General features: G+C 70.5%; 27 protein-coding genes. 20 read left to right on the forward strand and 7 right to left on the reverse strand.

Translation table 11 applies throughout. The annotated features are described in order from the left end of the window. Nucleotides 1-119: 119 nt before the first annotated feature. The 6 genes from HALOF300_RS07115 to HALOF300_RS07140 all read left to right on the forward strand — a co-directional run bounded on the left by HALOF300_RS07115 (nucleotide 120) and on the right by HALOF300_RS07140 (nucleotide 8444). The gene (locus HALOF300_RS07115; protein WP_156740266.1) at nucleotides 120-1784 is read left to right on the forward strand and encodes an ABC transporter substrate-binding protein; all 1665 of its coding nucleotides are present in this window, start codon (nucleotides 120-122) and stop codon (nucleotides 1782-1784) included. Between the two features lie 133 nt (nucleotides 1785-1917). After that, nucleotides 1918-2898 (forward strand): ABC transporter permease, encoded by a 981-nt coding sequence (locus tag HALOF300_RS07120; protein WP_156740267.1) that lies wholly within the window; start codon nucleotides 1918-1920, stop codon nucleotides 2896-2898. After that, nucleotides 2895-3887 (forward strand): ABC transporter permease, encoded by a 993-nt coding sequence (locus tag HALOF300_RS07125; RefSeq protein ID WP_156740268.1) that lies wholly within the window; start codon nucleotides 2895-2897, stop codon nucleotides 3885-3887. The genes HALOF300_RS07120 and HALOF300_RS07125 overlap by 4 nt, the downstream gene beginning before the upstream one ends. After that, nucleotides 3884-5584, forward strand: a complete 1701-nt coding sequence (locus HALOF300_RS07130; RefSeq protein ID WP_156740269.1) for an ABC transporter ATP-binding protein — start codon at nucleotides 3884-3886, stop codon at nucleotides 5582-5584. The genes HALOF300_RS07125 and HALOF300_RS07130 overlap by 4 nt, the downstream gene beginning before the upstream one ends. Before the next feature lie 35 nt (nucleotides 5585-5619). Continuing rightward, entirely contained in the window at nucleotides 5620-6852 is a 1233-nt protein-coding gene (locus HALOF300_RS07135) for a glycoside hydrolase family 1 protein (protein ID WP_156740270.1), read from the forward strand. After that, nucleotides 6849-8444 carry a glucoamylase family protein gene (locus HALOF300_RS07140; protein ID WP_156740271.1) on the forward strand — a complete coding sequence of 532 codons (1596 nt, stop codon included), beginning with the start codon at nucleotides 6849-6851 and terminating at the stop codon, nucleotides 8442-8444. The genes HALOF300_RS07135 and HALOF300_RS07140 overlap by 4 nt, the downstream gene beginning before the upstream one ends. A gap of 103 nt (nucleotides 8445-8547) precedes the next feature. Here the strand turns inward: HALOF300_RS07140 and HALOF300_RS07145 are convergent, their stop codons facing one another. Beyond that, nucleotides 8548-9540, reverse strand: coding sequence for a GlxA family transcriptional regulator (locus tag HALOF300_RS07145; RefSeq protein ID WP_197522374.1), 993 nt, complete (start codon nucleotides 9538-9540; stop codon nucleotides 8548-8550). 94 nt (nucleotides 9541-9634) lie between these two features. On the opposite strand from HALOF300_RS07145, the gene HALOF300_RS07150 reads away from it, so the two are divergent. The 5 genes from HALOF300_RS07150 to HALOF300_RS07170 all read left to right on the forward strand — a co-directional run bounded on the left by HALOF300_RS07150 (nucleotide 9635) and on the right by HALOF300_RS07170 (nucleotide 13235). Then, entirely contained in the window at nucleotides 9635-10399 is a 765-nt protein-coding gene (locus HALOF300_RS07150; RefSeq protein ID WP_156740273.1) for an NAD(P)H-dependent oxidoreductase, read from the forward strand. Nucleotides 10400-10522: 123 nt separating this feature from the next. Continuing rightward, entirely contained in the window at nucleotides 10523-11053 is a 531-nt protein-coding gene (locus HALOF300_RS07155) for a DUF1269 domain-containing protein (RefSeq protein ID WP_156740274.1), read from the forward strand. A gap of 117 nt (nucleotides 11054-11170) precedes the next feature. Continuing rightward, entirely contained in the window at nucleotides 11171-11740 is a 570-nt protein-coding gene (locus HALOF300_RS07160) for a TetR/AcrR family transcriptional regulator (protein ID WP_156740275.1), read from the forward strand. Then, on the forward strand, nucleotides 11737-12429 hold the full coding sequence (locus HALOF300_RS07165) for a pyridoxine/pyridoxamine 5'-phosphate oxidase (protein WP_156740276.1): 693 nt from the start codon (nucleotides 11737-11739) through the stop codon (nucleotides 12427-12429). The genes HALOF300_RS07160 and HALOF300_RS07165 overlap by 4 nt, the downstream gene beginning before the upstream one ends. Beyond that, entirely contained in the window at nucleotides 12426-13235 is an 810-nt protein-coding gene (locus tag HALOF300_RS07170) for a maleylpyruvate isomerase family mycothiol-dependent enzyme (RefSeq protein WP_156740277.1), read from the forward strand. Before HALOF300_RS07165 ends, HALOF300_RS07170 begins: the two co-directional genes overlap by 4 nt. 7 nt (nucleotides 13236-13242) lie before the next feature. Here HALOF300_RS07170 and HALOF300_RS07175 read toward each other — a convergent pair whose 3' ends face one another. Continuing rightward, the gene (locus HALOF300_RS07175; RefSeq protein ID WP_156740278.1) at nucleotides 13243-13830 is read right to left on the reverse strand and encodes a TIGR03086 family metal-binding protein; all 588 of its coding nucleotides are present in this window, start codon (nucleotides 13828-13830) and stop codon (nucleotides 13243-13245) included. A gap of 131 nt (nucleotides 13831-13961) precedes the next feature. On the opposite strand from HALOF300_RS07175, the gene HALOF300_RS07180 reads away from it, so the two are divergent. Both HALOF300_RS07180 and HALOF300_RS07185 read left to right on the forward strand, forming a co-directional pair. Beyond that, complete coding sequence (locus tag HALOF300_RS07180; RefSeq protein WP_156740279.1) at nucleotides 13962-14363, forward strand: MmcQ/YjbR family DNA-binding protein; 402 nt, start codon at nucleotides 13962-13964, stop codon at nucleotides 14361-14363. Nucleotides 14364-14437: 74 nt separating this feature from the next. Then, entirely contained in the window at nucleotides 14438-14998 is a 561-nt protein-coding gene (locus HALOF300_RS07185) for a hypothetical protein (protein WP_156740280.1), read from the forward strand. 36 nt (nucleotides 14999-15034) lie between these two features. Here HALOF300_RS07185 and HALOF300_RS07190 read toward each other — a convergent pair whose 3' ends face one another. Genes HALOF300_RS07190 through HALOF300_RS07200 form a run of 3 tightly spaced genes read right to left on the reverse strand, consistent with a single transcriptional unit; the run spans nucleotide 15035 to nucleotide 18236 of the window. Then, on the reverse strand, nucleotides 15035-15250 hold the full coding sequence (locus tag HALOF300_RS07190) for a hypothetical protein (protein ID WP_156740281.1): 216 nt from the start codon (nucleotides 15248-15250) through the stop codon (nucleotides 15035-15037). 42 nt (nucleotides 15251-15292) lie between these two features. Beyond that, nucleotides 15293-16198: an aminoglycoside phosphotransferase family protein gene (locus tag HALOF300_RS07195; RefSeq protein ID WP_156740282.1), complete on the reverse strand. Its 906-nt coding sequence runs from the start codon at nucleotides 16196-16198 to the stop codon at nucleotides 15293-15295. Between the two features lie 4 nt (nucleotides 16199-16202). After that, nucleotides 16203-18236 carry a prolyl oligopeptidase family serine peptidase gene (locus HALOF300_RS07200; protein WP_231955116.1) on the reverse strand — a complete coding sequence of 678 codons (2034 nt, stop codon included), beginning with the start codon at nucleotides 18234-18236 and terminating at the stop codon, nucleotides 16203-16205. A gap of 89 nt (nucleotides 18237-18325) precedes the next feature. Here HALOF300_RS07200 and HALOF300_RS07205 point away from each other — a divergent pair, with 89 nt between their 5' ends. From HALOF300_RS07205 to HALOF300_RS07215, 3 genes are all read left to right on the forward strand, one after another. Next, nucleotides 18326-18757 carry a VOC family protein gene (locus tag HALOF300_RS07205; protein ID WP_156740284.1) on the forward strand — a complete coding sequence of 144 codons (432 nt, stop codon included), beginning with the start codon at nucleotides 18326-18328 and terminating at the stop codon, nucleotides 18755-18757. Nucleotides 18758-18849: 92 nt separating this feature from the next. Beyond that, on the forward strand, nucleotides 18850-19059 hold the full coding sequence (locus tag HALOF300_RS07210) for a dodecin family protein (RefSeq protein WP_156740285.1): 210 nt from the start codon (nucleotides 18850-18852) through the stop codon (nucleotides 19057-19059). Between the two features lie 93 nt (nucleotides 19060-19152). After that, a complete protein-coding gene (locus HALOF300_RS07215; protein WP_156740286.1) occupies nucleotides 19153-19548 on the forward strand; it encodes a VOC family protein in 396 nt (131 codons plus the stop codon). 315 nt (nucleotides 19549-19863) lie between these two features. Here the strand turns inward: HALOF300_RS07215 and HALOF300_RS07225 are convergent, their stop codons facing one another. Next, nucleotides 19864-20277 (reverse strand): nuclear transport factor 2 family protein, encoded by a 414-nt coding sequence (locus HALOF300_RS07225; RefSeq protein ID WP_156740287.1) that lies wholly within the window; start codon nucleotides 20275-20277, stop codon nucleotides 19864-19866. Between the two features lie 72 nt (nucleotides 20278-20349). After that, entirely contained in the window at nucleotides 20350-20790 is a 441-nt protein-coding gene (locus tag HALOF300_RS07230) for a MarR family winged helix-turn-helix transcriptional regulator (protein ID WP_156740288.1), read from the reverse strand. 109 nt (nucleotides 20791-20899) lie between these two features. Here HALOF300_RS07230 and HALOF300_RS07235 point away from each other — a divergent pair, with 109 nt between their 5' ends. The 4 genes from HALOF300_RS07235 (at nucleotide 20900) to HALOF300_RS07250 (ending at nucleotide 24225) form a co-directional block, all read left to right on the forward strand. Then, nucleotides 20900-21397: a MarR family winged helix-turn-helix transcriptional regulator gene (locus HALOF300_RS07235; protein ID WP_156740289.1), complete on the forward strand. Its 498-nt coding sequence runs from the start codon at nucleotides 20900-20902 to the stop codon at nucleotides 21395-21397. 156 nt (nucleotides 21398-21553) lie between these two features. Further along, the gene (thpD, locus tag HALOF300_RS07240; protein ID WP_156740290.1) at nucleotides 21554-22462 is read left to right on the forward strand and encodes an ectoine hydroxylase; all 909 of its coding nucleotides are present in this window, start codon (nucleotides 21554-21556) and stop codon (nucleotides 22460-22462) included. Between the two features lie 70 nt (nucleotides 22463-22532). Continuing rightward, nucleotides 22533-22925 carry a YciI family protein gene (locus HALOF300_RS07245; protein ID WP_156740291.1) on the forward strand — a complete coding sequence of 131 codons (393 nt, stop codon included), beginning with the start codon at nucleotides 22533-22535 and terminating at the stop codon, nucleotides 22923-22925. Further along, the gene (locus HALOF300_RS07250) at nucleotides 22912-24225 is read left to right on the forward strand and encodes an RNA polymerase sigma factor (protein ID WP_231955117.1); all 1314 of its coding nucleotides are present in this window, start codon (nucleotides 22912-22914) and stop codon (nucleotides 24223-24225) included. The genes HALOF300_RS07245 and HALOF300_RS07250 overlap by 14 nt, the downstream gene beginning before the upstream one ends. The last annotated feature ends 13 nt before the right edge of the window (nucleotides 24226-24238 follow it).

Raw genomic sequence — 24238 nt, forward strand, 5'->3', positions numbered from 1 at the left:
GGGCGTGGCGGGGCGTGGGGGCATCTCGGGTTGCGGACCGAAATGTATGCGCATACAGTCGAACCCGGCGGCTGGGTGCCCTCCCGCCACGTGACGATGAAGACACGAAGGAGACCACCATGCAACGCCGACGCAGGTCGCGCTGGCCACTGTTCGGATCGGCCCTCGGGGTGGCAGCGCTGCTGGCCACGAGTGCCTGCACCGTGGACGTGCCGACCGAGGACGACAACAACGACGGCGGCGGAGCGGACGGCACGTCGATGCTGCTCGCCGCGGACAACGGCTCACCCACGTTCGACCGCAACTTCAACCCGTACTCGCCGGGCAAGCGGACCACCACCACGCTGATCTACGAGCCGCTGTTCGTCACGAACACCCTCGACGGCACCGAGACGCCGTTCCTGGCCAGCGAGAAGGAGCAGCCGGACCCGGCCACTGTGATCTTCACCATCCGTGAGGACGTCACCTGGTCCGACGGCGAGGAGTTCACCCCGGACGACGTGGTGTTCACCTTCGACCTGCTGAAGGAGTTCCCCGCCCTGGACACGAACGGGGTCTGGGCCCTGATCGAGTCCATCGAGGTGGACGGCCAGGACGTGGTCATCCACCTCACCGGCGACAACGTGCCCGCCGCGGCGATCATCCAGAAGACGATCATCGTCCCGGAGCACCTGTGGGCCGACGTCGAGGATCCCACCACCTTCACGAATGAGGATCCGGTCGGCACCGGGCCCTACGCGCTCGGCGAGTTCACCCCGAACGAGTACACCCTCGAGCGCAACGAGGACTACTGGCAGGTCGAGAACGTGGCCGCGCAGGAACTGATCCTGCCCGCCTCGAACACCCAACTGGACGTCGTCAACAACGGTTACGACTGGGCCTACGCGTTCATGTCCGACGTCGAGAACACCTGGGTCGCCGCGGCGGAGGGCAACACGTTCTGGTTCCCGCCGGGCGGCACCATCGCCCTGTTCCCGAACCTCACCATGGCGCCGTTCGACAACCCGGAGTTCCGGCTCGGCCTCTCCGCCGCCCTGGACCGGGAGCGGATCGCCGAGGTCGCCGAGGAGGGCTATGTGGACGCGGCCGGGATGTCCGGCCTGCTGCTGCCGAACCAGGAGGCCTTCCTGAACCCGGACCTGCCCGACGGCGGTGCCGTCGCCCAGGACGTCGATGCGGCCGTGTCGCACTTCGAGGCCGCCGGGTACACGATGTCCGGCGACCAGCTCGTCGACTCCGCCGGCACGCCCCTCGCGCTGACCCTGACCACCCCGAACGGGTGGACGGACTGGCTGCGCGGAGCCACCGAGGTGCAGACCCAGCTCGCCGCGGTCGGCATCGAGGTCACCCTCAACCAGCCCCAGCCGGCCGCATACCAGCAGGAGCTCCAGAACGGGAACTTCCAGCTCTCGATGGGCTCCTTCGGTGGCACCGGCTCGATCTACGAGGACTACAACCGGCTCCTCTCGAGCGAGTTCCTGCAGCCCGTCGGCACCACCACCACGGCGAACTTCCAGCGCTACTCCGACCCGGACACCGACGCCCTGCTCGCCGAGCTCCGCGTCACCCTGGACGAGGACCGGCAGCTGGAGATCGCGTACGAGTTGCAGACCGTCATGTTCGAGCAGGCGCCGGTGATCTCAATGTTCTACGGCGGTCTGTGGGGCCTGTTCAGTGAGGCGAACTTCACCGGCTGGCCCAGCGCGGAGGACCCGTACGCCTCGCCGGCAACCTGGGACGCGAATCCGCTCCTGGTGCTGACGAACATCGAAGCCGCGGGCTGACCCAGGTCCCGATCGGATGCGGTCCCCGGACGCCCCGCCACCGGGGCCCGCATCCGCCCAGCCGACCACGCCCCGAGCCGGGGGCGACCCGCAGCACCCACGCTCCGCCGTCGACCACCGAAGGAGGTGACCCATGCGCTACGTGCTCCGCAAGATCGGCCTGCTCCTGCTGACCCTGTGGGCGGCAGTGACCCTGAACTTCTTCCTGCCCCGGATGATGCCCGGCTCGCCCACCGACGCCGCGATCGCGAAGCTCGCGCAGAACGGCCCGGTCAGCCCTGCCACCCGCGCCGCGATCGAGGCGCAGCTCGGGGTCCCGACCGGCAACATCTGGGACCAGTACGTCACCTACCTCGGCAACATGCTCACCCTGGACTTCGGTGTCTCGTACACGTTCTTCCCGCAGTCCGTCTCCGACCTGGTGCTCACCGCGCTGCCGTGGACGCTGGTGATGGTCGGCGTGGTGACGATCGTCGCGTTCGTGCTAGGGACCCTGCTCGGCGTGCTCGCCGCCTGGAAGCGGGGCACGTTCCTGGACTCGCTGCCGACCCTGACCGGAACGTTCACCTCCGCGTTCCCGTACTTCTGGACGGCGCTGCTGCTGCTGTTCTTCCTCGGCTACGTGCTGCAGTGGTTCCCGACGTCGGGCGCCTACTCCGCGCGGGCCACCCCGAACCTGTCGCTGGAGTTCATCGCCGACGCCGCCTACCACGCGGTGCTGCCGGCCGTGACGATCCTGATCACCTCCCTCGGCGGGTGGATCCTCGGCATGCGCAACACGATGATCAACACGCTCGGCGACGACTACGTGACCTTCGCCGAGGCGAACGGGCTCCAGCCCAAGGCCGTGGCGCTCAAGTACGCGGCCCGGAACGCGATCCTGCCGAATCTGACCGGATTCGGGCTCGCCCTCGGTGGTGTCGTCGGTGGGTCCCTGCTCGTGGAGCGCGTGTTCAACTACCCCGGCGTCGGGTACCTGCTCTACAACGCGGTCACGAACCAGGACTTCCCACTGATGCAGGCACTGTTCCTGATGATCACCGTCAGCGTGCTCGTCGCGAACTTCATCGTCGACGTGCTCTACGGCTACCTGGACCCGAGGACGAGGCGATGACCGAGAAGGAGGCCACCGCCCGCGGCGAGGCACCGCAGCCGACGCAACCTTCGCCGTCGGGCCGGCAGAACGCGAACGACGCGGTCGACGGCGGGGGCAGGGTCGCGCAGGTCGCCGCACCGGCGAGCCCGTTCACCGTGCTCGGCCGTGCGGCCGGGACGATCTGGTCGGTGCCGAAGGCACGGGTCGGGCTGATCCTGCTCGCCGTGTTCCTGCTGGCCGCCGTGTTCGCGCCGCTGCTCGCGCCGTACGCCCCGACCGACAACTCCTTCGGCCGCGCCGAGGGCGGCAGCGCGGCGCACCCGCTCGGCACCACGACCGCGGGTGAGGACGTGCTCTCGCAACTGATCTACGGGTCCCGGGTGTCGGTGCTGGTGGGGTTCGTGGCGGGCTTCGGGGCCACCCTGATCGCGGTGCTGCTCGGGATGTCCTGGGGGTACACGCGCGGGTTCGCGGCGGACGTCATCAACTTCTTCGTGAACTTGTTCCTGGTCATCCCCGGGCTGCCCCTGATGATCGTGCTGGCCGCCTACCTGCAGGGCGGCGGGCTGGCGATGATCATCTTCGTCGTGGTGATCACCGGCTGGGCGTGGGGCGCGCGGGTGCTGCGCTCGCAGACCCAGTCACTGCGCAGCCGCGACTTCATCACCGCCGCGCAGTTCAGCGGCGAGTCCTCGTTCCGGATCGTGTTCCGGGAGATCCTGCCGAACATGACCTCCCTGATCACCGGGAGCTTCTTCGGGGCAGCCACCGCGGCCATCCTCGCCGAGTCGGGCCTGTCCTTCCTCGGCCTGGGCAACACGGCGATGGTCAGTTGGGGCTCGATGCTGTTCTGGGCGCAGAACTCCAACGCGATCCTCACCGGGCAGTGGGTGCTGTTGTTCGCGCCCGGGCTGTGCATCGCGCTGCTGGCCACCTCCCTGACGCTGATCAACTTCGGGGTGGACGGGCTGTCCAACCCGCGCCTGAGGGAGGGCAAGGGCCGATGACGCTGCTCGACGTGCAGGACCTTTCCATCGTCTACGAACCCCGAGGTGCCGAACCGGTCACCGCCGTGCGGGGCGCCACGTTCAGCCTGGAGCAGGGCGAGTTCATCGGGCTCGTCGGCGAGTCCGGGTCGGGCAAGTCGACCCTCGGTTTCGCGCTCACCGGGCTCGCGAAGGCGCCGGCCCGGATCAGCTCCGGACGGATCACGTTCGACGGCACCGACATCGCCCACCTCGACGGTGAGGACCTGCGCCGCCAGCGCCGCGGCGGGTTCGCGATGGTGCTCCAGTCCGGCATGAACGCACTGAACCCGGTGCGCACCATCGGCAACCACTTCGCGGACATCTTCGCGGCGCACGAGCACGTACCGCGGGCCCGGCGCCGGGAGCGCGCGGTCGAACTCGTGGAGAAGGTCAAGTTGCCCGCCTCGGTGCTCGACCGGTACCCGGGCGAGCTCTCCGGGGGCATGCGGCAGCGCGTCGCGATCGCGCTCGCGATGTCCCTGGACCCGCGGCTGCTGGTCTTCGACGAGCCCACCACCGCCCTGGACGTCCTCGTCCAGCGGGCCGTGATGGGGACGATCATCGAGCTGCAGCGGGAGGAGAACTTCACCGCGATCCTGGTCAGTCACGACCTCGGCGTGGTCCTGGAGTCCACGGCGCGGGTGCTGGTGATGCACGAGGGCGTCATCGTCGAGGACGGCCCGGCGGCCCAGATCCTGCAGGACCCACAGGACGACTACACGAAGATGCTGCTCAGCCACTACGCGGACCCGCGCGCCGAGGTCGTCGAACTGCCGGGGCTGCGCGTGGCCGGTTCGCAGATCAGCACCACCGGCGAACCGCCGGCAGCGATCGGGACGGACGCTGCGCCGTCGGGCGGTGCGAAGGCCCGGACCGGACGCACCCGCGAGGCCGTGGTGCTCGAGGGCGTCGGCAAGGTCTACCCGCCGCCGCGCCGCGGCGAGGATCCGGTGGTCGCCGTCGACGACGTCTCGTTCACGATCGAGCCCGGCGACGCGCTGGCGCTGGTCGGCGCGAGCGGGTCCGGGAAGTCGACCATCGCGAAGCTGATCACCGGGGTCGAACGGCCCACGGCCGGCACCGTGCGCCTGGGCGGGACCGACGTCGGGTCGCTGCGCCGCGGCGGGCTGCGCCGGCTCCGCCGCGACGTGCAGATGGTCTTCCAGGACCCGTACTCGGCGCTGAACCCGCTGCACAGCGTCGAGTACGCGCTGATGCGGCCGGTCGTGAACTTCGGCGGGCTGCGTGGGCTGCAGGCCCGACGGCGGGTGCTGGAGCTGCTGGACATCGTCGGCCTGGCGCCGGTGGAACAGTTCGCGGCGAAACTGCCGCACCAGCTCTCGGGTGGGCAGCGTCAGCGCGTCGTGATCGCGCGCGCCCTGGCCTGCGATCCGCAGGTGATCATCGCCGACGAGCCGGTCTCGATGCTGGACGTGTCCCTGCGCGCCGGGGTGCTCGCGCTGATCGAGGGCCTTCGTGAGCAGTGGGGCGTGAGCCTGCTGTTCATCACCCACGACCTGCTCAGCGCGCGCCTGGTCACGGACAAGATCCTCGTGCTCAACCGCGGCCGCGTGGTCGAACGCGGTGAGACCGCCCAGGTGCTGCGGTTCCCGGAGGACGCCTACACCGTCGAACTGCTCGACGCCGTACCGCAGCCCGGCCGGGCCGCCGACTGACCCGTGCCACCCGTCGATCCTGGAGGCCGAAGATCATGACCGCAGCCGAAACCACCCAGCCGCTGGTGTTCCCGGACGGGTTCCGCTGGGGTGCGGCCACGGCCGCCCACCAGATCGAGGGCAACAACATCAACAACGACTGGTGGCCGCGCGAGCATGCCCCGGGCACCTCGATCGCCGAACCCAGTGGGGACGCGTGCGACTCCTACCACCGCTACGGCGAGGACATCACGCTGCTCGCCGAGCTCGGCCTGGACACCTACCGGTTCTCGATCGAGTGGAGCCGCATCGAACCCGAGGAGGGGTTCGTCTCCCGCGCCGAGATCGCCCACTACCGGCGCATGGTCGAGGCCTGCCAGGCGGCCGGGCTGACCCCGATGGTCTCGTTGATGCACTTCACCGTGCCGCGCTGGTTCGCCGATGACGGCGGGTGGCGCTCGGCGAAGGCGGTGGACCGGTTCCGCCGGTTCACCGAGCTGGCGCTGCCGGTCGTGGCCGACGGCGTCCCGTGGGTGTGCACGATCAACGAACCGAACATCGCGGCCATGATCGCCGGCGGTGAGGACCCGGCGAACCTGGTCGCCTACGGACTGCCGGCGCCCGACCTGGCCGTCGCGGACACGTTGCTGGCCTGTCACCGGGCCGCCCGGGAGGTGCTCGCCGAGCACACGTCGGTCGCCTCCGGGTGGACCGTGGCGACCCAGGCGTTCCAGCCCGAGCCGGGCTGTGAGGACGTCGCCCGCGAGTACGGCCACCAGCGTGACGACTGGTACCTCGAGGCCGTCCGCGGCGACGACTGGGTGGGCGTTCAGGCCTACACCCGCACCATCATCGGACCGGACGGTCCCCGCCAGGTGCCCGACGGCGTCGAGACGACCCTGACCGGGTGGGAGTACTACCCGCCCGCGCTCGAGATCGGGGTCCGCTCCGCCTGGGAGCTGACCGGCGGGGTGCCGGTGTTCGTCACCGAGAACGGCATCGCCACCGCCGACGACACCCGCCGCATCGACTACACCGCCGGCGCGCTCGCCGGCCTGCACGCCGCCATTGCCGACGGCGTCGACGTCTGGGGCTACCTGCACTGGAGCGCCCTCGACAACTACGAGTGGGCCAGCGGGTTCCGGCCCACGTTCGGGCTCATCGGGGTGGATCGTCAGACGTTCGAGCGCACCCCGAAGCCGAGCGCCGCCTGGCTGGGGGAGGTGGCCCGCACCAACACCCTGAGGATCCCGCATCACCTTGGCATCGAGATGGGAGAGAACGCATGAGAAAGCGACTTGTCGCCGCCGTCACCGGCGCGCTCCTCGCGGCCGCGCCAGCGGCCGTCGCCACAGCTGCCCCGCTACCGACCGGACCGACCGGACCGACGGGACCTGCGCCGTCGGGCATCAATGCCGACCTGACCCGCGCGGACCGACAGGAGCTGCGCCGCTGGGCCGCGGACACCTGGGCCTCGTTCGAGGCCATGACCGATGAGACCACCGGCCTGCCGGCGGACAACATCGAGGGTGATCTCGACCCTGCGACCCGCTCCGGGTACACGTCGCCGACGAACATCGGCGCGTACCTGTGGAGCACCGTCGCGGCCCGGGACATCGGCCTGATCTCCCGCACCGAAGCGCGCGAGCGGATGGCGCTCACCCTCGACACGCTCGCCGGGATGGAGCGCCACGAGCCCAGCGGCATGTTCTACAACTGGTACGACGAGGCCACCGGCGCCAAACTCGTCGAGTTCCCCGGCAGCGGTGAGGTGATCCACCCGTTCGTGTCCACGGTGGACAACGGCTGGTTCGCCGCCGCGCTGATGGTGGTCCGCAGCGCCGAGCCGCGGCTGCGAGCCCAGGCGCAGGACCTCCTGGACGGGATGAACTTCGCGTTCTTCCACAACCAGGACGCGCGCGGCGGAGACCTGCCCGGCTGGAACCGGGGCGGGTTCTGGGTCGATGAGCCCCCGGCCGAGCAGTGCAACGTGCCCGGCAACTACGGCGACCCGGCCGGTGCGCCGCTCTACTACACGTGCCACCACTACGACCTGCTGAACTCCGAGACCCGGATCGCGGTCTACGTCGGCATCGCGCTCGGCCAGATCCCGCAGGAGGCGTACTACTCGCTGTGGCGCACGTTCCCGGACACCTGCGACTGGGACTGGGCGGAGCAACAGCCGATCGGGACCACCCGCAGCTACCTCGGCATCGACGTCTACGAGGGCACGTTCGCCTACGAGGACCTGCACATGGTGCCCACCTGGGGCGGGTCCATGTTCGAGGAGCTGATGCCGGACCTGTTCGTCCCCGAGCAGCGCTGGGCACCGGACAGCTGGGGCGCCAACCACCCGCTCGCGGTGCAGGCGCACATCCGGCACGGGCTGGACGAGGCCGGCTACGGGTACTGGGGCTTCTCGCCCGCGTCGAACCCGTTCGGTGGGTACAACGCCTACGGCGTGGACGTGATCGGGATGCAGTCCGACGGCTACTTCTCCGACATCGAGGGCACCGACGTTGACGGCGGCTTCGGCGACTGCCGGGAGGGCACCAACCCCGAGCCGGAGTTCGGCGACGGCGTGGTCACCCCGCACGCGGCCTTCCTCGCGATCCCGTACGCGCCCCGGGAGGCGGTCGACAACCTCGCCGGCATCGAGGACGAGCTCGGTGCCTACGGGCCGGGCGGGTTCTACGACTCCGTCGCCGTGAGCGGGACCGCCGCCGAGCGGTACCTCTCGCTCGACCAGGGCATGATCCTGGGCGCCCTCGGCAACGTGCTCGGTCACGACGCCCTGCACCGGTACTTCGCCCGCGGCGAGGTGGCGCACGTGATCCGGCCCCTGATCGGGATGGAGGAGTTCTCCTCAGGGGTGTTCTGAGCCGCCGAGCGCGGCATTGTTGGTCCCTCGAGTGACGTTGGGGCCAACGATGTCGCGTTCGCGGGTGACTCGGCGGGGCGCGGTCATGCCCGACGGCGGGGGCTCAGGCAGGCAGGGCGGGCTCGCTTCCGCGGAACGTGCGCCGGTAGGCGCTCGGGGAGACCCCGAGGCTCGCCTGCAGGTGCGCGCGCAGCGACGTGGCGGTGCCGAACCCGGCGGCGCCGGCGATCCGGTCGACCGGTAGGTCGCTGTGCTCGAGCAGGTGCCGGGCGTGCTCGAGGCGCTGGCGCGTCACCCACTGGCCCGGCGAGAGGCCGAACTCGGCCCGAAAGGCCCGGGTCAGGGTTCGTACACTCACGGCCGAGCGCTCCGCGAGCTCGGCCAACGGCAGCGGCTGATCCAGGTTGGCCAGCGCCCAGTCCCGTGCGCCGCTCGTCACCGACCGGGGACCGACCGGGACCGGCCGCTCGATGAACTGGGCCTGTCCGCCGTCGCGGTGTGGCGGGACCACGAGGTGCCGGGCGGCGGTGTTCGCGACCGCGACGCCGTGGTCACGGCGGACCAGGTGCAGGCACAGGTCCAGCCCGGACGCCTCGCCCGCGGACGTGAGCACGTCCCCGTTGTCCACGTAGAGCACGTTCGGGTCCAGGTCCACGGCCGGGAACCACGCGCGGAACTGCGCCGCGGACTTCCAGTGCGTGGTGGCCTTGCGCCCGTCCAGCAGGCCGGCCGCGGCAAGGACGAACGAGCCCGTGCAGATCGAGGCGATCCGGGTGCCCGGACGGATCCGGGCCAGCGTGGCGGCGAGTTCCGGCCCGAGGCGGCCGGTGCTGTCGGTCTCGGCAGGGGAGTGCGACGCCGGCACGATCACCGTGTCCGCCCAGGCGAGTGCGGCCGGGCCATGGGCCACCGTGATCGGGAAGTCGGCGTCGGTGCGGACCTGGCCGGGCACCGGGGCCGCCGTGCGGACCTCGTAGAGCGCCTCGCCGCCGGGGGTCTTGGCCTCGGCGAACACCTGATGCACGAGGCCGAGCTCCATGGGGAGCACACCGTCGCGGACAAGCACGGCGACGCGGTGGCGGGCACGAAGAGGCATGGCCTGATTCTTGCGCATGTCGGCCAAAAGGTCACTGGTGGGGCTCCGGGCGAACCGGCAACGTGGGTGGTCCGCAACGAAAGGGACCGACCAGATGAACGTGCTGTGGGTACTCGCCCATCCGGAACAACGCTCGCTCGCGGGCGCGCTGCACGCCGACGGCGTGGCCACGCTCCGTGCCGCCGGCCACACCGTGGAGGTGGACGACCTGTACGCGATGAAGTGGAAGGCGGTCCTCGACGCCGAGGACTACCCGGAGGTCGAGCCCGCCTCGGTGCTGGAGGCGTCCGGAGAGGCCTACGCGCGCGGGCGGCTCAGCCCGGACATCCTCGCCGAGCACGAGAAGATCGCACGGGCGGACGCGATCGTGCTGCAGTTCCCGCTCTGGTGGTTCGGCATGCCCGCGATCCTGAAGGGCTGGTTCGACCGGGTCTTCGTGCGTGGCTACGCCTACGACATGCCCGACCCGGACCGGCCCGGGCACACGATGCGCTACGGCCGCGGGAACCTGGCCGGCAGACGGGCGCTCGTGGTGGTGACGACCGGCGCGGGGGCCGAGCCGTTCGGGCCACGCGGGATCCACGGCGACCTCGACGAGGTACTGTTCCCGCTCCTGCACGGCACCCTCTGGTACGCGGGGATCGCAGCGCTGCCGCCCGTCGCGATCCACGGCACGTCGGCATACGGCGAGTCCGAGCACGCCGCCGCGATCGAGCTCCTGCGCGCCCGGCTCGGCGATCTCGCGACGACCGAGCCGATCCCATACCGGCTCCAGGGCCCCGACGACTACGACCGCGACCTCGCACTCCACCCCGAGCTCGCACCTGGCCGGACCGGGCTGAGCGTGCACCGGCGTTGACCTCGGCGCTCGCGATCCGCGTCGCTCGGTCTCACCCGAACGGGATGAAACCTTCGCCGGCCCCTTGGCGGGCGGAATCGCCGTGCGTAACCTCGAACCACAGCCAACCAGGGAGGTCCCGCCATGCCGGTCGACACGTTCTTCGCCTACGTCGGTGTCTATGCCAACCTCTCGGACGCGGAGTCGGACTACGCCGCCATCAAGGAGCTCCACACCGAGGTGGGGCTGATCGACGCCTACGACGCCGCCGTCATCGAGCGCACCTCGTCCGGCAAGGTCAAGATCACGAAGAAGCATGAGACGCCCACGCGCGTCGGTGGGGTGTTCGGGGGTGGCGTCGGCCTGGCCACTGGCCTGGTCGTGGCACTCTTCCCGTTCGCTGCCGTCGGCGGTGGGCTGCTCGCCGCCACGGCCGGCGGCGGTGCCGTGCTCGGGGCAGTGGCGGGACACGCCGCTGCCGGTATGAGCCGCGGTGACCTCAAGGAACTTGGCGAGACGCTCGACGATGGCCAGGCCGGGCTGGTCGTGGTAGCGGTCTCGGATATGGAGGGCAAGGTCGAACGCGCCCTGGCCAAGGCCGAGCGGCTCGAGAAGAAGCAGTTGAAGGCAGATCAGTCCGCGATCGAGAAGGACGCCAAGGACGCCGAGGCCTGAGGGCCGCGAGGACCGGGCGCTCGAGCTATCGAACGCCCGCCCGGTTCAGTCGTGCCGCCGGCACGCTCCCGCGACCCGGCCTTGCTCACCATACCTAGAGGTAGGTATGGCCAGTGGATGTCCACACCGAGCGAGAGTCGCGCACGCCTTGTGGCAACCGCCCGCGACCTCTACGCGAGCCAGGGCGTCGGCGCGACCAGTCCCCGCCAGGTCCTCGCGGCCAGCGGCGTCGGTCAGGGCAGCCTCTATCACCACTTCCCGGCCAAGCATGATCTCGCCCTGGCCGCGATCTCGGCCACGGTCGCCGACTCGCTGTCCGCCGCTGCCCGCGAGCTCCGCGGCGAGCGGCCGGCCCTGGACCGCCTGCGCGCCTACCTCGAACGCCCGCGGGACACGGCGAACGGGTGCCGCATCGGCCGGCACACCAGCGACCAGGCCGTGATGTCCGACGCCGTGCTGGCCGCCGAGGTCGGGTCCTACTTCTCCGGGTTGGTGGAGCGCCTCACCGAGGTCTTCGTCGAGGCAGGACTGCCCGACGGCGCAGCGTCCGATCGCGCGTACGCCGCCCTGGCCATCGTGCAGGGCGGGTACGTGCTCGCGCGGGCGCTCACCGACCCGACCGCGATGCAGCGTGCCGTGCGCGGCTTCGTGTCCTTGCTCACGTCAGTCCCCGAGGAGACGCAATGATCGCCGACCTGACCGATCTGCGAACCTGGCTGCGCGGCCTGCCCAGCTTCGAACGCGACCGGCTGCCCCCCTTCGACCCCGAGGACGCCCCGGCGGACCCGGCCGACCTGTTCCTGACCTGGCTCCGCGACGCCGTCGCGGTCGGCTCCCCAGCGCCGCACGCGATGAACCTCGCCACCGCGGATGCCGCCGGTGCCGTTACCGCACGGACGCTGATCCTCAAGGACCTGGACGCCCGCGGCTGGCACTTCGCCACCGGTTCGCACAGCCCGAAGGCAGCCGCGCTCGCGCAGAACCCGAACGCCGCGATGACGTCGTTCTGGCCGGCGCTCGGACGTCAGGTCCGGCTCACGGGGATCGTCCACGACCTCGGCGAGGAGGCCGGCGCGGCGGACTTCCTGGCCCGGCCGCCCACTTCGCGGGCCGCCGCGCTGGTGGGCCGGCAGAGCGAACCGCTGGCCAGCCGCCAGGAGTACTGGGACGCCTACGCCGCGGCACTGGCACGGGTCGAGGCGGACGTCGACGGCGTCCTGGTCGCCCCCGAGTGGCGTGTCTACGCACTGACGCCGCACACCGTCGAGTTCTGGGCGGCCACGCCCGATGCCGGTCAGATCCGGCTGCGCTACCGACGCTCCGCAGACGGACCCTCCGCCGACCGGGCGTGGACGAAAGGACTGATCTGGCCATGACCGACACCCCACAGGACCCCCACGGGCAGGCCGTGCTCGCAGCGACCGAGGGCGGCGACGCGCTCACCCGGGCGATCGATGCCCTGGCGGCCATGGATGACCAGGCCGTGCGGGCGCCGTCGGCCCTACCGGACTGGACCCGCGGCCACCTGCTCGCGCATCTCGACGGTGTCGGCAACGCGTTCGCTCGCCAGCTCGAGTTCGCCGCACGCGGTGAGCGGATCGAGGTGTACGAGGGCGGCCGGCCCGGTCGCAACGCACGCATCGAGCAGCTCTCGGGACGCTCCCGCGACGAGCACCTGGCCGGGCTGGAATCGTTGCGCGATCGGTTGGCGGCCGCGTGGCCGACGCCGGGATCGCCGGACTGGGACGCGTCGGTCACCTACTACGACGGCACCGTCGTGGACGTCGCCCTCGCCTGGTGGCGCGAGGCCGGGATCCATCAGGTGGACCTGGTCGCCGGAATCGGCGTCGAGTCCTGGTCGGTCGCCCTGTGCGAGCACCTCCTGGACTTCCTGAGCGTGCGCCTGCCCGAGGGGGAGCCGGTGGTCCTGAACGCCGATGACGAGGGCCTGCGGTACGCGGTCGGCCCCGGGCTCGATGAGCTGGACGTCGAGCTCGGCGGCACGGGCGACGCGGACGAGACGGCCGTCGAGGTGACAGGCGGGCTGCGTGAGATCACGTCCTGGCTCGCCGGCCGGACCCCCGCCGTGGCGCCGCTCGCGACCAGGGCGGGCACCGCCGTCGACCTCCCGCAGCTCGGGCCGTGGCCCTCGGCGCCCACGCCGGAACCGCCGCGTGGGTGAGTGACGCTCAGCCCGGACGCGACCACCCCGGATCGCGGCCGGCGAGCCCGAGCACACGGTCGAAGAGCTGCGCGTCGGTAGGCACGGACAGTGGCGGGCCGAACATGCCCTCGCGCTCGGCGGCCGCGACCTGCGGATCCGGGTCCGGCGTGACGATCGGCAGCACCGCCTCCGCCTCGGCGTCGGTGGGCCGGTACTCCTGACCGGTGGCACGGGCCAGGTCCCAGCCGTGCAGCAACACCTCGTCGAGGGCGACCAGCCCGCACGCCTGCGCGGGGAACCGGACCGAGCCGGCCATCGTCATCCCGTCCCAGGCGGCTGGGTCCTGCCAGGCCAGGGCGAGGTGCCCGAGCTGATCGGTGAGTCTCTCGCGCCAGTCCTCGGGTAGCGGGTCCAGGATCGGGGCGGGCGGGGTCGACGTGGTGGGTCCCTCGATCTTCGCGGCCGCGTCCCGGAACGCCACGGTCAGGCCGAGGAGGTGGTTCAGCAGCTGCAGCACCGGTGTGCCCATCGGCGTCGGCGCGTCCAGGTGCTCCTCGTGCACGGCCGGGATCAGTGCGGCCACGCGGGAGGTGCTCGGGGTGAGATCGATCATCGGGCTCTCCTGGCTTTCTGGCTCGGGGTCATCGCAACCAGTACCGACCTCCTGGCCCGGCGGAATTCACCGGTCGAGCAGGACCTGATGCGTGACGCGTCGGTGTCGCACATGGATGGCACGATGGTCCGATGACCAGGACCGGCGCGTGGGCGCAGGCGGCCCAGTGGTGCCACGGGGTGTGCCTCGACCTGCCGTCGGCCACGCTCGACCATCCGTTCGGCCCCGACTCGGACGTCCTGCGCGTGCACGGGAAGATGTTCGCCCTCGTTATGGGCGTCCCGCACATCAGCGAACACCTGCTCGTCAACCTCAAGGCCGACCCTGTCGAGGTGCCGCTGCTGATCGGCACCCACGACTACGTGCTCCCGGCCTGGCACATGAACAAGAAGCACTGGATCAGCGTGGCCCTCGGACCGGACGCGGACCGTGGCCTCGTGGCCGGGCTGATCGAGGACTCCTACGACACCGTGGTCTCCAAGCTGCCGGCCCAGGCGCGGCAGTCCCTGAACTGGGCTCGGGACCGCGCGTGATCCACGGGTGCCGAACCCGCTGACCTCGACTCCGCGACAGCGATGACTCGGTCGGCGCGGGAGAATGGGCCCTCGTGAGCACGCAGCGACCGGACCCGGGCACCCCGATGATCTTCCAATGGCGCAAATGGGACGGCACGCCGCACTGGCGCCACGAGTGCGTCTACCTCGGCTCGGACGAATGGGGCGACTGGATCGGCCAGCCGGTCGGCTGGCACAGCGCTCGTCCCGGGGCGGAGTTCCACGCGGAGGGACCGAACGTCGCGCTCCTGCCCACGGGCGGTCCCGCCGCGGACTTCGCGCTCACGGTGAACCGTGACCATCCGCGTGGGCTGCGCATCTACATCGATCTGGGCTGGGACGTGCGCTGGACGGGCGACCCGCTGCTGGCCACGGGCATCGACATGGATCTGGACGTGGTCCGCGTCGAGGGCCCGCGGGGCACCTGGGTCGACGACCGCGACGAATGGGCCGAGCACCGCGAGCAGTTCGGTTATCCGGTTGACGTCGTCACCCGGCTGGAGGAACTGGCGCTCGACCTGGAGCAGCGCGTGCGCGCGCAGGTCCCGCCGTTCGACGACGCCACCCCCGACGCGTGGTTGGACCGGCTGGAGGCCTTCGGGCTGCATCGATGAGCACGTTGGGCCCAGGCCCTGGCACGTCCTCGCCGGCTAGGACAGTGCGGCGAAGAGGAGTACTCCGATCAGCGCCGCTGCGACGACGGCGCCCACGATCAGGCTGACCTGGGCAACCCTCGATGTCGCGCGCCCCCGCCGTGCGGATGGGATGGGAACCACCTCGTTCGGGTTGAACGCGAAGTCTCGCGCGCCCTCCTTCGCGAGGCGAAGCTCCTCATCGTCGCGACGATGGCCAGGATCGGGCTCCATCGCCGAAGCCTACGACCAGAACGCTGGTCGGTGGGCTGCGCCTCACACCCGCGCGAACGCCCCCAGCAGCCGTACGCACCGCGGCGGATCCTCGGTGAGCCCGTGCGCGAGGCCCCAGAGCAGGTAGTCGAAGGCCCGGTACACGATCCACGCGTGTGCGCGCTCGGTCTCCAGCCCGGCGGCCGCGATGACCCGGTCGGCGTGCCGGTACATCGTGGCCGCGTCGTCCATCTCGTCCACGCGCGTCCAGAGCAGCCGGGCCAGGTCGTAGCAGGCATCCCCGCGCAGCAGCACCGGGTCGAACACGAGCCACGGCTCCCGGGTGGCGCGGTGCACCTGCGCGCCGTGCAGGTCGCCGTCGACGGCGGTGCTCGCCTCGGTCTGCCCGCACACCGCGGCGGCGGCGAGCGCGGCGTGCAGGAACTCCTCCCCGACGACACGTCCGAGCCGGTCCCACTCGCCGGGGAACTCGGTGGCCCGGCGCCGCGCGATCTCATCGGTGCCCGGCACGTCCGGCGGCGCCGGGACCGCGAGGCGGCGCATCAGGGCGCCCATCACGGTGGCCGCCTCGTCCAGCGGCACGGAGTCCAGCGAGTCGTCGCCGAGCCGCTCCAGGAGCGTGATCCGGCGCGGCACGTCCACCTCGAACTGGCGGACCGTGCCGCGCCCGTCCCAGAACGTCAGTGCCCTGGCCTCGGCTGCCACGTCGTCACCCGGCGGCGCGAGACGCAGGATGAACTGCTCGCCGCCCCGGTGCACCGGCACGGCGAGCGCGTTCGACCCGTGGCGAGCACCGCCGTCGGGCTCCAGAGCCCATGCCGTGCACGCCTGAGCGACCAGACGCGGCAGCTCGTCGAGCCACTGCACCAGCGGCGGCTCCCGGTTCCAGAACCGCGGCATCGACCGCAGTGAGGAGACCGCTGAGGCGACGCCGTCGGGTTCTGGCATTCGCTCAGGTCAGGCGCTCGGCGAGGAACCGGTACGCGAGCGTCTGCATGTGCGCCTGCTGCCCGTTCGTGGCTGCCCCGCCATGGCCACCCTCGATGTTCTCGTAGTAGGTCACGTCCTTGCCGGCCGCGATCATCTGCGCCGCCATCTTCCGTGCGTGCCCGGGATGCACCCGGTCGTCACGCGTGGACGTGGTGAACAGCACCGGCGGGTAGTCGGCGTCGGCGTCGAAGAGGTGGTACGGCGAGAAGTGCTGGATGTACTCCCACTGCGCCGGGTCGTCCGGGTCGCCGTACTCGGCCATCCAGGATGCGCCGGCGAGCAGGTGCGAGTAGCGCTTCATGTCCAGCAGCGGAACCTGGATCACCACCGCCCCGAACAGGTCCGGGTACTGGGTGAGCATGTTCCCGGTGAGCAGCCCACCGTTCGAACCGCCCTGCACCCCCAGGTGCGCGCTGGAGGTGATGCCCCGCTCCACGAGGTCCTTGGCGACGGCGGCCATGTCCTCATACGCCCGGTGCCGGTTCTCCTTCAACGCGAGCTGGTGCCAGCGCGGGCCGTACTCACCACCGCCGCGGATGTTCGCGAGCGCGTACACCCCGCCCTGCTCCAGCCACGCGCTGCCGAGCACCCCGGAGTAGGTGGGTGTCAGCGAGATCTCGAACCCGCCGTACCCGTACAGCAGGGTGGGTGCGGTGCCGTCGAAGGCGAGGTCCTCGCGGTGGATCAGGAAGTACGGGACCCGGGTGCCGTCGTCGGAGATGACGAAGTGCTGCTCGGCGACGAGGCCGGTCGGGTCGAAGAAGACCGGCATCGACTTCAGCGGCTCCGGGGCCGACCCGATCTCCGCGATCGAGAGGGTGGTGGGGGACAGGAAGTCGGTCGCGTACAGCCAGACGGCGTCCGAGAGCCGCGAGTCGACGGCGCCGACGGCGACCGTTCCCACCTGGGCCGCACCCACGAACGCCGACCGCTCGAAGGTGCCGTGCGCCGTCGGCGTCAACACTTCGAGGCGGTTCTTGACGTCCTCGAGGAGGTTCAGGACGAGGTGCGAACGGGTCCACGTGGCCGAGGCGAGGGAGCTCGTCTCGGTTGGCGTGTACAGCACCTGCAGGTCGCGCGAGCCCGCGAGGAACTCCTCGAGCCGGATCGCGAGCAGGGCACCGGCCGGGTAGGTGACGTCAGCGGGCGTCCACTCCTCGCGCAGTTCCACGGTCAGCCACTCACGCTTGATGTCCGGCTCGGCGGAGTTCGGCACGTCGATGCGGGTGAGTTCGTCGCCCGCGCCGAGCAGGTACAGCTCACTGTTGTAGAACGCGATGGAACGGCTCACGAAGTCCCGCTCGAAGCCCGGCGTGGAGTCGTGGTACGCGGCGATGTACATGTCCTGCTCGGCGCCCTCGTACACGGTCTCGGCCGCCTCGAGCGGGGTGCCGCGGCGCCAGCGCTTGACGATCCGCGGGTAGCCCGACGGGGTCATCGTGCCCTCGCCGAAGTCGGTGAAGACGAACAGGGTGTCGGCGTCGATCCAGGACGTCCCGCCCTTGGACTCGGGCCGGAAGAACCCGCCCTCCACGAACGTCCTCGTCTGCAGGTCGAACTCGCGGGAGACGTCGGCGTCCGCGCCGCCACGGGACAGGTCGATGATCGCGAGCCGGTACTCCTCCTCGTCGCCGCGGAGCACGCTCGCGCCGTGCCAGACCCAGTTCTCGCCCTCGGCCTCGTTGAGCGCGTCCAGGTCGAGGACGGTCTCCCACTCCGGCTCGGCGGTGCGGTAGGACGCCAGCGTGGTGCGCCGCCACAGGCCGCGCTCGTGCCCTGCGTCCCTCCAGAAGTTGTAGTAGAAGTCCCCGATCTTTGACACGTCCGGAATCTTCTCCTCGGAGTCGAGGATCCCGAGCGTGCGTGCCTTCATGGCGGCGAACTCGGGCGTGCCGGCCAGGACAGCGGCCTGTTCGGAGTTAAGGGCGCGGACCCAGTCGAGCTGCTGCTCGCCCTCGACGTCCTCCAGCCAGGCGTACGGGTCCTCGTGGCTCACGCGCGTTCCTTCCGTTCGTAGGTGTGCCAAAGAACCCTAACCCGGCAATAGCCTCGACGGCGGGGGCCGGGTCGGCCATCGTGGTCGCCATGACCTCACGTCTGTCCCACACCAGCGTCGACTCCCACGATGCGTACGCACAGGCCGCGTTCTGGTCCCAGGTCCTCGGGTACACGGGGGACCCCGACGACCCGGACGAGCCCGGCGACGAGGAATGCCTGATCGTCTCGCCCGATGGCCGCACCAAGATCCTGTTCATCGAGGTCCCGGAGGGCAGGACCGTGAAGAACCGTCTGCACTTCGACCTCGCCCCGACCGACCTGACCCGCGACGACGAGGTCGCCAGGCTCCTGGAATTGGGCGCCACCGTGGTCGCGGACCGGCGCGTCACCGACGGCAAGGGCTGGTTCACCCTGGCCGACCCGGAGGGCAACGAGTTCTGCGTGCTCCGTGGTGATCTCGAACGCCCGGACCCGTGGGCGCATCTGATCCGCGATCGACGCGCGACGGAGCCGCGCTGAGCCCGAGTGCGTCCTGTTGCGGCGTCCCCGGGCCCGGTCCACGATGGCAGGGCTGCGTCGGCAGCGGATCGACTTCAACGAGGAGGACGAACATGACCGCATCGGTCGCACGGGTCACCACGATCACCGCCCGTTCGGACACCAGCTTCGAAGACGCCGTGAAGGCAGGGGTGGAGCGTTCGGCGAAGACCCTGCGCAATGTCTCCGGCGCCTGGGTAAAGGACCAGAAGGTCGAACTCACCGACGGTGTGGTGACGGCGTGGCAGGTCGTGCTCGAGGTCACGTTCGTCCTCGACGACTGAGAACTGCCCGACGGCGGCGCGGGGCAGGTCACGCCGGGAGGGTAACCGTGACCTGCGTCGCGTTGGGCGCCCCGATCGAGAGGTGCGTTCTGGATGGCTGCTCGCTGGTACAGCGTGGTGGTGGACTCCTTCGACCCGAAGTCGCTGTCGCGGTGGTGGGCCGAGGTCCTCGACTGGAAGATCGGCTACGAGTCCGAGGACGAGGTGGTCCTGGTGCCGCCGCACGCGCTCGATTCGTCCCGGGACATCCCGTACGCCGAGCACGGGCCCGGCCTCTTGTTCGGCAGGAGTTCCGACGCGAAGACCACGAAGAACCGCCTGCACATGGACCTCGCGCCGGGCGAGGCCACGGGGTCGCGGGACGCGGAGGTGGAGCGGCTGATCGGGCTCGGCGCCACCCGGGTGGATATCGGGCAGAAGGACGTCCCGTGGGTGGTGCTAGCCGATCCGGAGGGCAACGAGTTCTGCGTGCTCAGCGACCGTCCCTAGACCCGTCCGACCCAGCTGCACGATGATGCACGGAAGCGCCGCATCGTCCATACTCCTCGGCCTCCTCGTGCCCTCGCGCCGCGCATGGCGGGTGACCGTCACGCGCCGGCGAACGTCATGGACTCGACCTGATGACCGAGCTCGGCCCCAGGCGTACCGCACGGCGATCCGCAAGTGGTCGACGGGTGTGGAGGATGCTCAGGCTACGGCGATGGCTCCGATCTCGATCAGCCAGGAGGGATCCCAGATCCCCGTTCCGATCACTGTCAGAGCAGGTCGGTGGTCTTCCATTCGGTGGACTTCACCTTCGATGGGTCAGTGCTCGCGGGTCCAAGCGGGCGTGATCCGCTGTTCGCGGAATCGCCAGCCCGCCGGCGTCCTTCCCACCGTGCCGGCCAGTCGCAGGCCGCCTGTGAAGTGAGGTGCTTGGCCGTCGCGGTAGTAGTACACCAGTGAGTAGGCCGAGACGGCAGCCTGGTCGCCGTCGATGTCCACCAAAAGGTCAGTGGTCGTGTGCAGGGCGTGCTGCCCCTCGACCTCGCCCTGTTGCATGAAGCTGACGACCTTGTCGATGCCGCGGAGTTCGCCTCCGCGCGGCGAGTGCACCGCCACGTCGTCGGTGAAGACGGTATCGGCGTCCTCCCACCGCTTCTCGTCGAGCAGGCGCGCGAAGCGGGTGAACAGGTCGGCGATCTCGATACGGTCGGCGATCAGCGTATCTGTGGACATGGCATTCTCTTTCATTCTGGAGTGCGGCGATGTTGTCTTTGTGCCAGGTGGCGAGTTTCGAGGGGGAAGGGTTCAGGAGCCGGCCAGCACCGCGTTGGCCCTGTCCAGGACGATGCCCAGGACGCGGCCCGCGGAGGCCAGGTCCTCGGCCGGCAGGTCGCCCCACAGTCCTTGGGTGATCGGGCCGATCGCGCTGCGGACCTGCGTCCAGCGCGCCTGCCCTTCGTCGGTGACCTGAACGTGGCCGTCGCCGGCGTCGCGCAGGAACCCTGCGGTGGTCAGCTCGGTGATGCGTTCGGCCACCGACGCCTGTCTGAACTGTGTGGCACCACCGACCCGGCGGATGAGCTCGGTCCGGTCGATGGCCCCGCCACTGACCACGGTCAGCGTGAGGGTCACCCACTGGGGCTCGGTGATGCCGGTCCCGGCGAGCTGCCGGTCCAAGATCGCGTTGAGCGCCTTCTCGGTCTGGCCGATGAGCGCGGTGCCGAAAGTCTGGGCTGTGGTCGTCACGATGAGCTCCGAATCCGTTTCTACGACTAACGTTTACAATCCTAACGTTATTGGCATGAACGAACCTACATCGTTAGTCCGACTAACGCAACCGGGTAGGATCGGCGTCATGACCAGCAGAGTCGAAGCCGCGGACATGCCCGACGACAGCGAGATCAAGACGCCGGACAGACTGCGCCGACGGGCCAGTCGCCAGCTGTCGCAGATGTCCGCCCTGTCGGACCGGCTGATGAACGACGGGCTGGCCCAGGCTGACGCCCGCAAGTGGCACTACGCCGTGCTCGCCTCGTTGCAGGAATACGGCCCGGGCAGTCAGGCGACGCTGAGTCGACGCGCCGGCATCTACCGCAGCGACATGGTCGGCGTCCTCAACGAACTGGCCGAGCGCGGCTTCGTCGCGCGGGCACCGGATCCTGGCGACCGCCGACGCAACGTCATCACGATCACCGCCCAGGGCCGCCGGCACCTGCGCCGCCTCGACAAGGTCCTGGACGACCTCCACGAAGAGCTGCTCGCCCCGCTGCTCCCCGCCGAACGCGACCAGTTCGTGCAACTGCTCACCCGCCTACTGGAACACCACACGCAGCAGGCGCCCCGGGGCCCCTGACCCCGGCATGACGCGGTGGGCGGCTAGGCCCCTGGACCGCGCCGCAGATCCGTCCGGATGATTGCGGCGCCCTTGCGACGGACGCGGCTCCCGGGTGAGGGTGGGGTGCGGTGCGGTGCGCCGCACCGTGACAACTCAACGGATAGGAGAAGACCGATGACTGCCGCAGACGTGCAGAACAGAATCGACGCCTACCCCACCCGGAACGACGGTGAGGTCAAGGTCATACCCCGAGGAGCCCCGGTGGTCTGGGGGACGGCAGCCACGGGTCCGATGGACCAGCGGACCCTCGACGGTTTCGACGCCAGGGGATACCTCTCGATCGACCAACTGGTCGGTGCGGACGAGGTCGCCGAGTTCCACCGTGAGCTCGAACGACTCTCGAGCGACCCCGAGGTCCGGGCCGACGAGCGGTGCGTCATCGAGGCGAGCAGCCAGGAGGTTCGCTCCGTCTTCGACGTCCATCGGATCAGTCCGGTGTTCGCCAGGATCGCCAACGACCCCCGCGTGGTGGACCGAGCCCGCCAGTTGTTGGGGTCGGAGGTCTACATCCACCAGTCGCGCGTGAACTTCAAACCCGGCTTCGAGGGCAAGGAGTTCATGTGGCACTCGGACTTCGAGACCTGGCACGCCGAGGACGGCATGCCGCGGATGCGAGCCGTGAGCATCTCGATCTCGATGACGGACAACTACTCCTACAACGGCCCACTGATGATCATGCCCGGCTCGCACCGGGAGTACATCTCCTGCGACGGCGCGACCCCGGAGGACAACTACCGCAAGTCGCTGGTCATGCAGGGGGCGGGCACCCCGAGCAAGGAGGTCCTGCGGGACTTCTACGACCGCTACGGGATCGACGTGCTCGAGGGTGCGGCCGGTGGGGCGGTGATGTTCGACAGCAACTGCATGCACGCCTCCAACGGCAACGTCACGCCGACGCCGCGCTCGAACGTGTTCATCGTGTACAACTCGGTGGAGAACACCCTCGAGGAGCCGTTCTCCGCGCCGAGGCCGCGCCCGGAGTTCGCCGGCTCGACCGACTTCACGCCGGCCGGCCGGGTGTAGAAATACTGATCGCGGTTCCGACGTCTCCTGTGACGGGCCCGCAACGAGGCCCCGATGAGAAGGAGCAGTCATGAAGTACGTCATCCTGATCCACTCCAACCCGCAGCCGTGGGGTCACCCGACCGGCGACTTCATCGCCGAGAACCAGACCCTGCCCTCTGCAGAGCGCGAGCGCTTGAACGCCGAGTTCGAGGCGGTGCTCACCGAGATGCAGGAGTCGGGTGAACTCGTCACCGCCGAGGCGCTGGGGGATCCGAGCACCTCCCGCCTGTTCCGCTGGAACGCGGGGAACCCGGTCGTCACCGACGGCCCGTACTCGGAGTTCAAGGAGCACCTCGCCGGGTTCTTCCTGATCGACGTCGCGGACCAGGCCCGGGCCGAGGAGATCACCTCGAAGTTCTCCGGCCCCGGCGAGACCGTCGAGCTGCGGCCCGCGATGTGGCCCGGCGGTGACGATCAGTGAGCCGTTCGAGGACGTGTGGCGCCGCGAGGTGCCGCACGTCCTCGGGGCGCTCGTTCGGCGCTACGGCGACTTCGCGGCCTGCGAGGACGCCGTCCAGGAGGCACTCCTGGCGGCGTCGGAGCAGTGGCAGCCCGGGGCCGGACCCGACAGCCCGCGTGGCTGGCTGCTGCGGGTCGCCTCCCGGCGGCTGATCGACGCCCACCGGTCCGAGCGCGCCCGCACCGCGCGGGAGTTGCGCGCGGCCGTCCGGGACCGCGTCGACACCGAGCACGCCCCGGCCGCCGATCACGAGCTGCCCGGCTCGGCCGCCGAGATCGCACTCGGCGCCGGGACCGCGGGGGACGACCGGCCGGGTGGGACCGGCTCGCCGGGGCACGATCCCGAGACGCTCCACCTGCTCCTGCTCTGCGCGCATCCGGCCCTGACCCCCACGGCGCAGGCCGCGCTCACCCTACGAGCCGTCGGCGGGCTCACCACCGACCAGATCGCCGCGGCGTTCCTGGTTCCGTCCGCCACCATGGGCCAACGCATCAGCCGAGCGAAGGCGACGCTCGCCGCGGCGGGTGCCCGGTTCGCCGCACCCACGGCGAGCGACCTGCCGGACCGGCTCACCGCCGTCGGGCAGGTGCTCTACCTGATCTTCAACGAGGGGTACACCACCAGCGCCGGCGAGCGGCTCATGGACGTCGCTCTCGCGAGCGAAGCGATCCGGCTCACCCGGGAGCTGCGCGCCCTGGTCCCCGACCACGCCGAGACGGCCGGGTTGCTCGCGCTGATGCTGCTCACGCAGTCCCGGGCGGCCACGCGCGTCGACGCCGCCGGCGACCTGGTGCCGCTCGAGCACCAGGACCGGGCCCGGTGGGACCACACCATGATCACCGAGGCGACGTCGATCCTGGAGGTCGTGCTGCCGCACGCCACCGTGGGGCCCTACCAGCTCCAGGCCGCGATCGCGGCCGTGCACGCGGAGGCGTCCACGTGGGCGGACACGGACTGGCTGCAGATCGTCATCCTCTACCGGATGCTCGACGGGATCGCGCCCGGCCCGACGGTCCGGCTGAATCTGGCCGTCGCCGTCGGGATGGCGCACGGACCTGCCGCGGGCCTCGAGGTGCTCGAGCCGCTGCGGGAGGATCCCGCCCTTCGGCGCGGCCACCGGATCCACGCGGTGCGAGCGCACCTGCTGGAGATGGTCGGGGACCGCGGGCCGGCGCGCGAGGAGTACCTCACGGCGGCCCGGATGAGCACGAGCGTGCCCGAGCAGCGGTACCTGAACGCACGCGCCGAACGCCTCACCTGACCTTCGCGGGCGG

This window comes from Occultella aeris (assembly GCF_902703175.1).
GTDB classification, from domain to species: domain Bacteria; phylum Actinomycetota; class Actinomycetes; order Actinomycetales; family Beutenbergiaceae; genus Occultella; species Occultella aeris.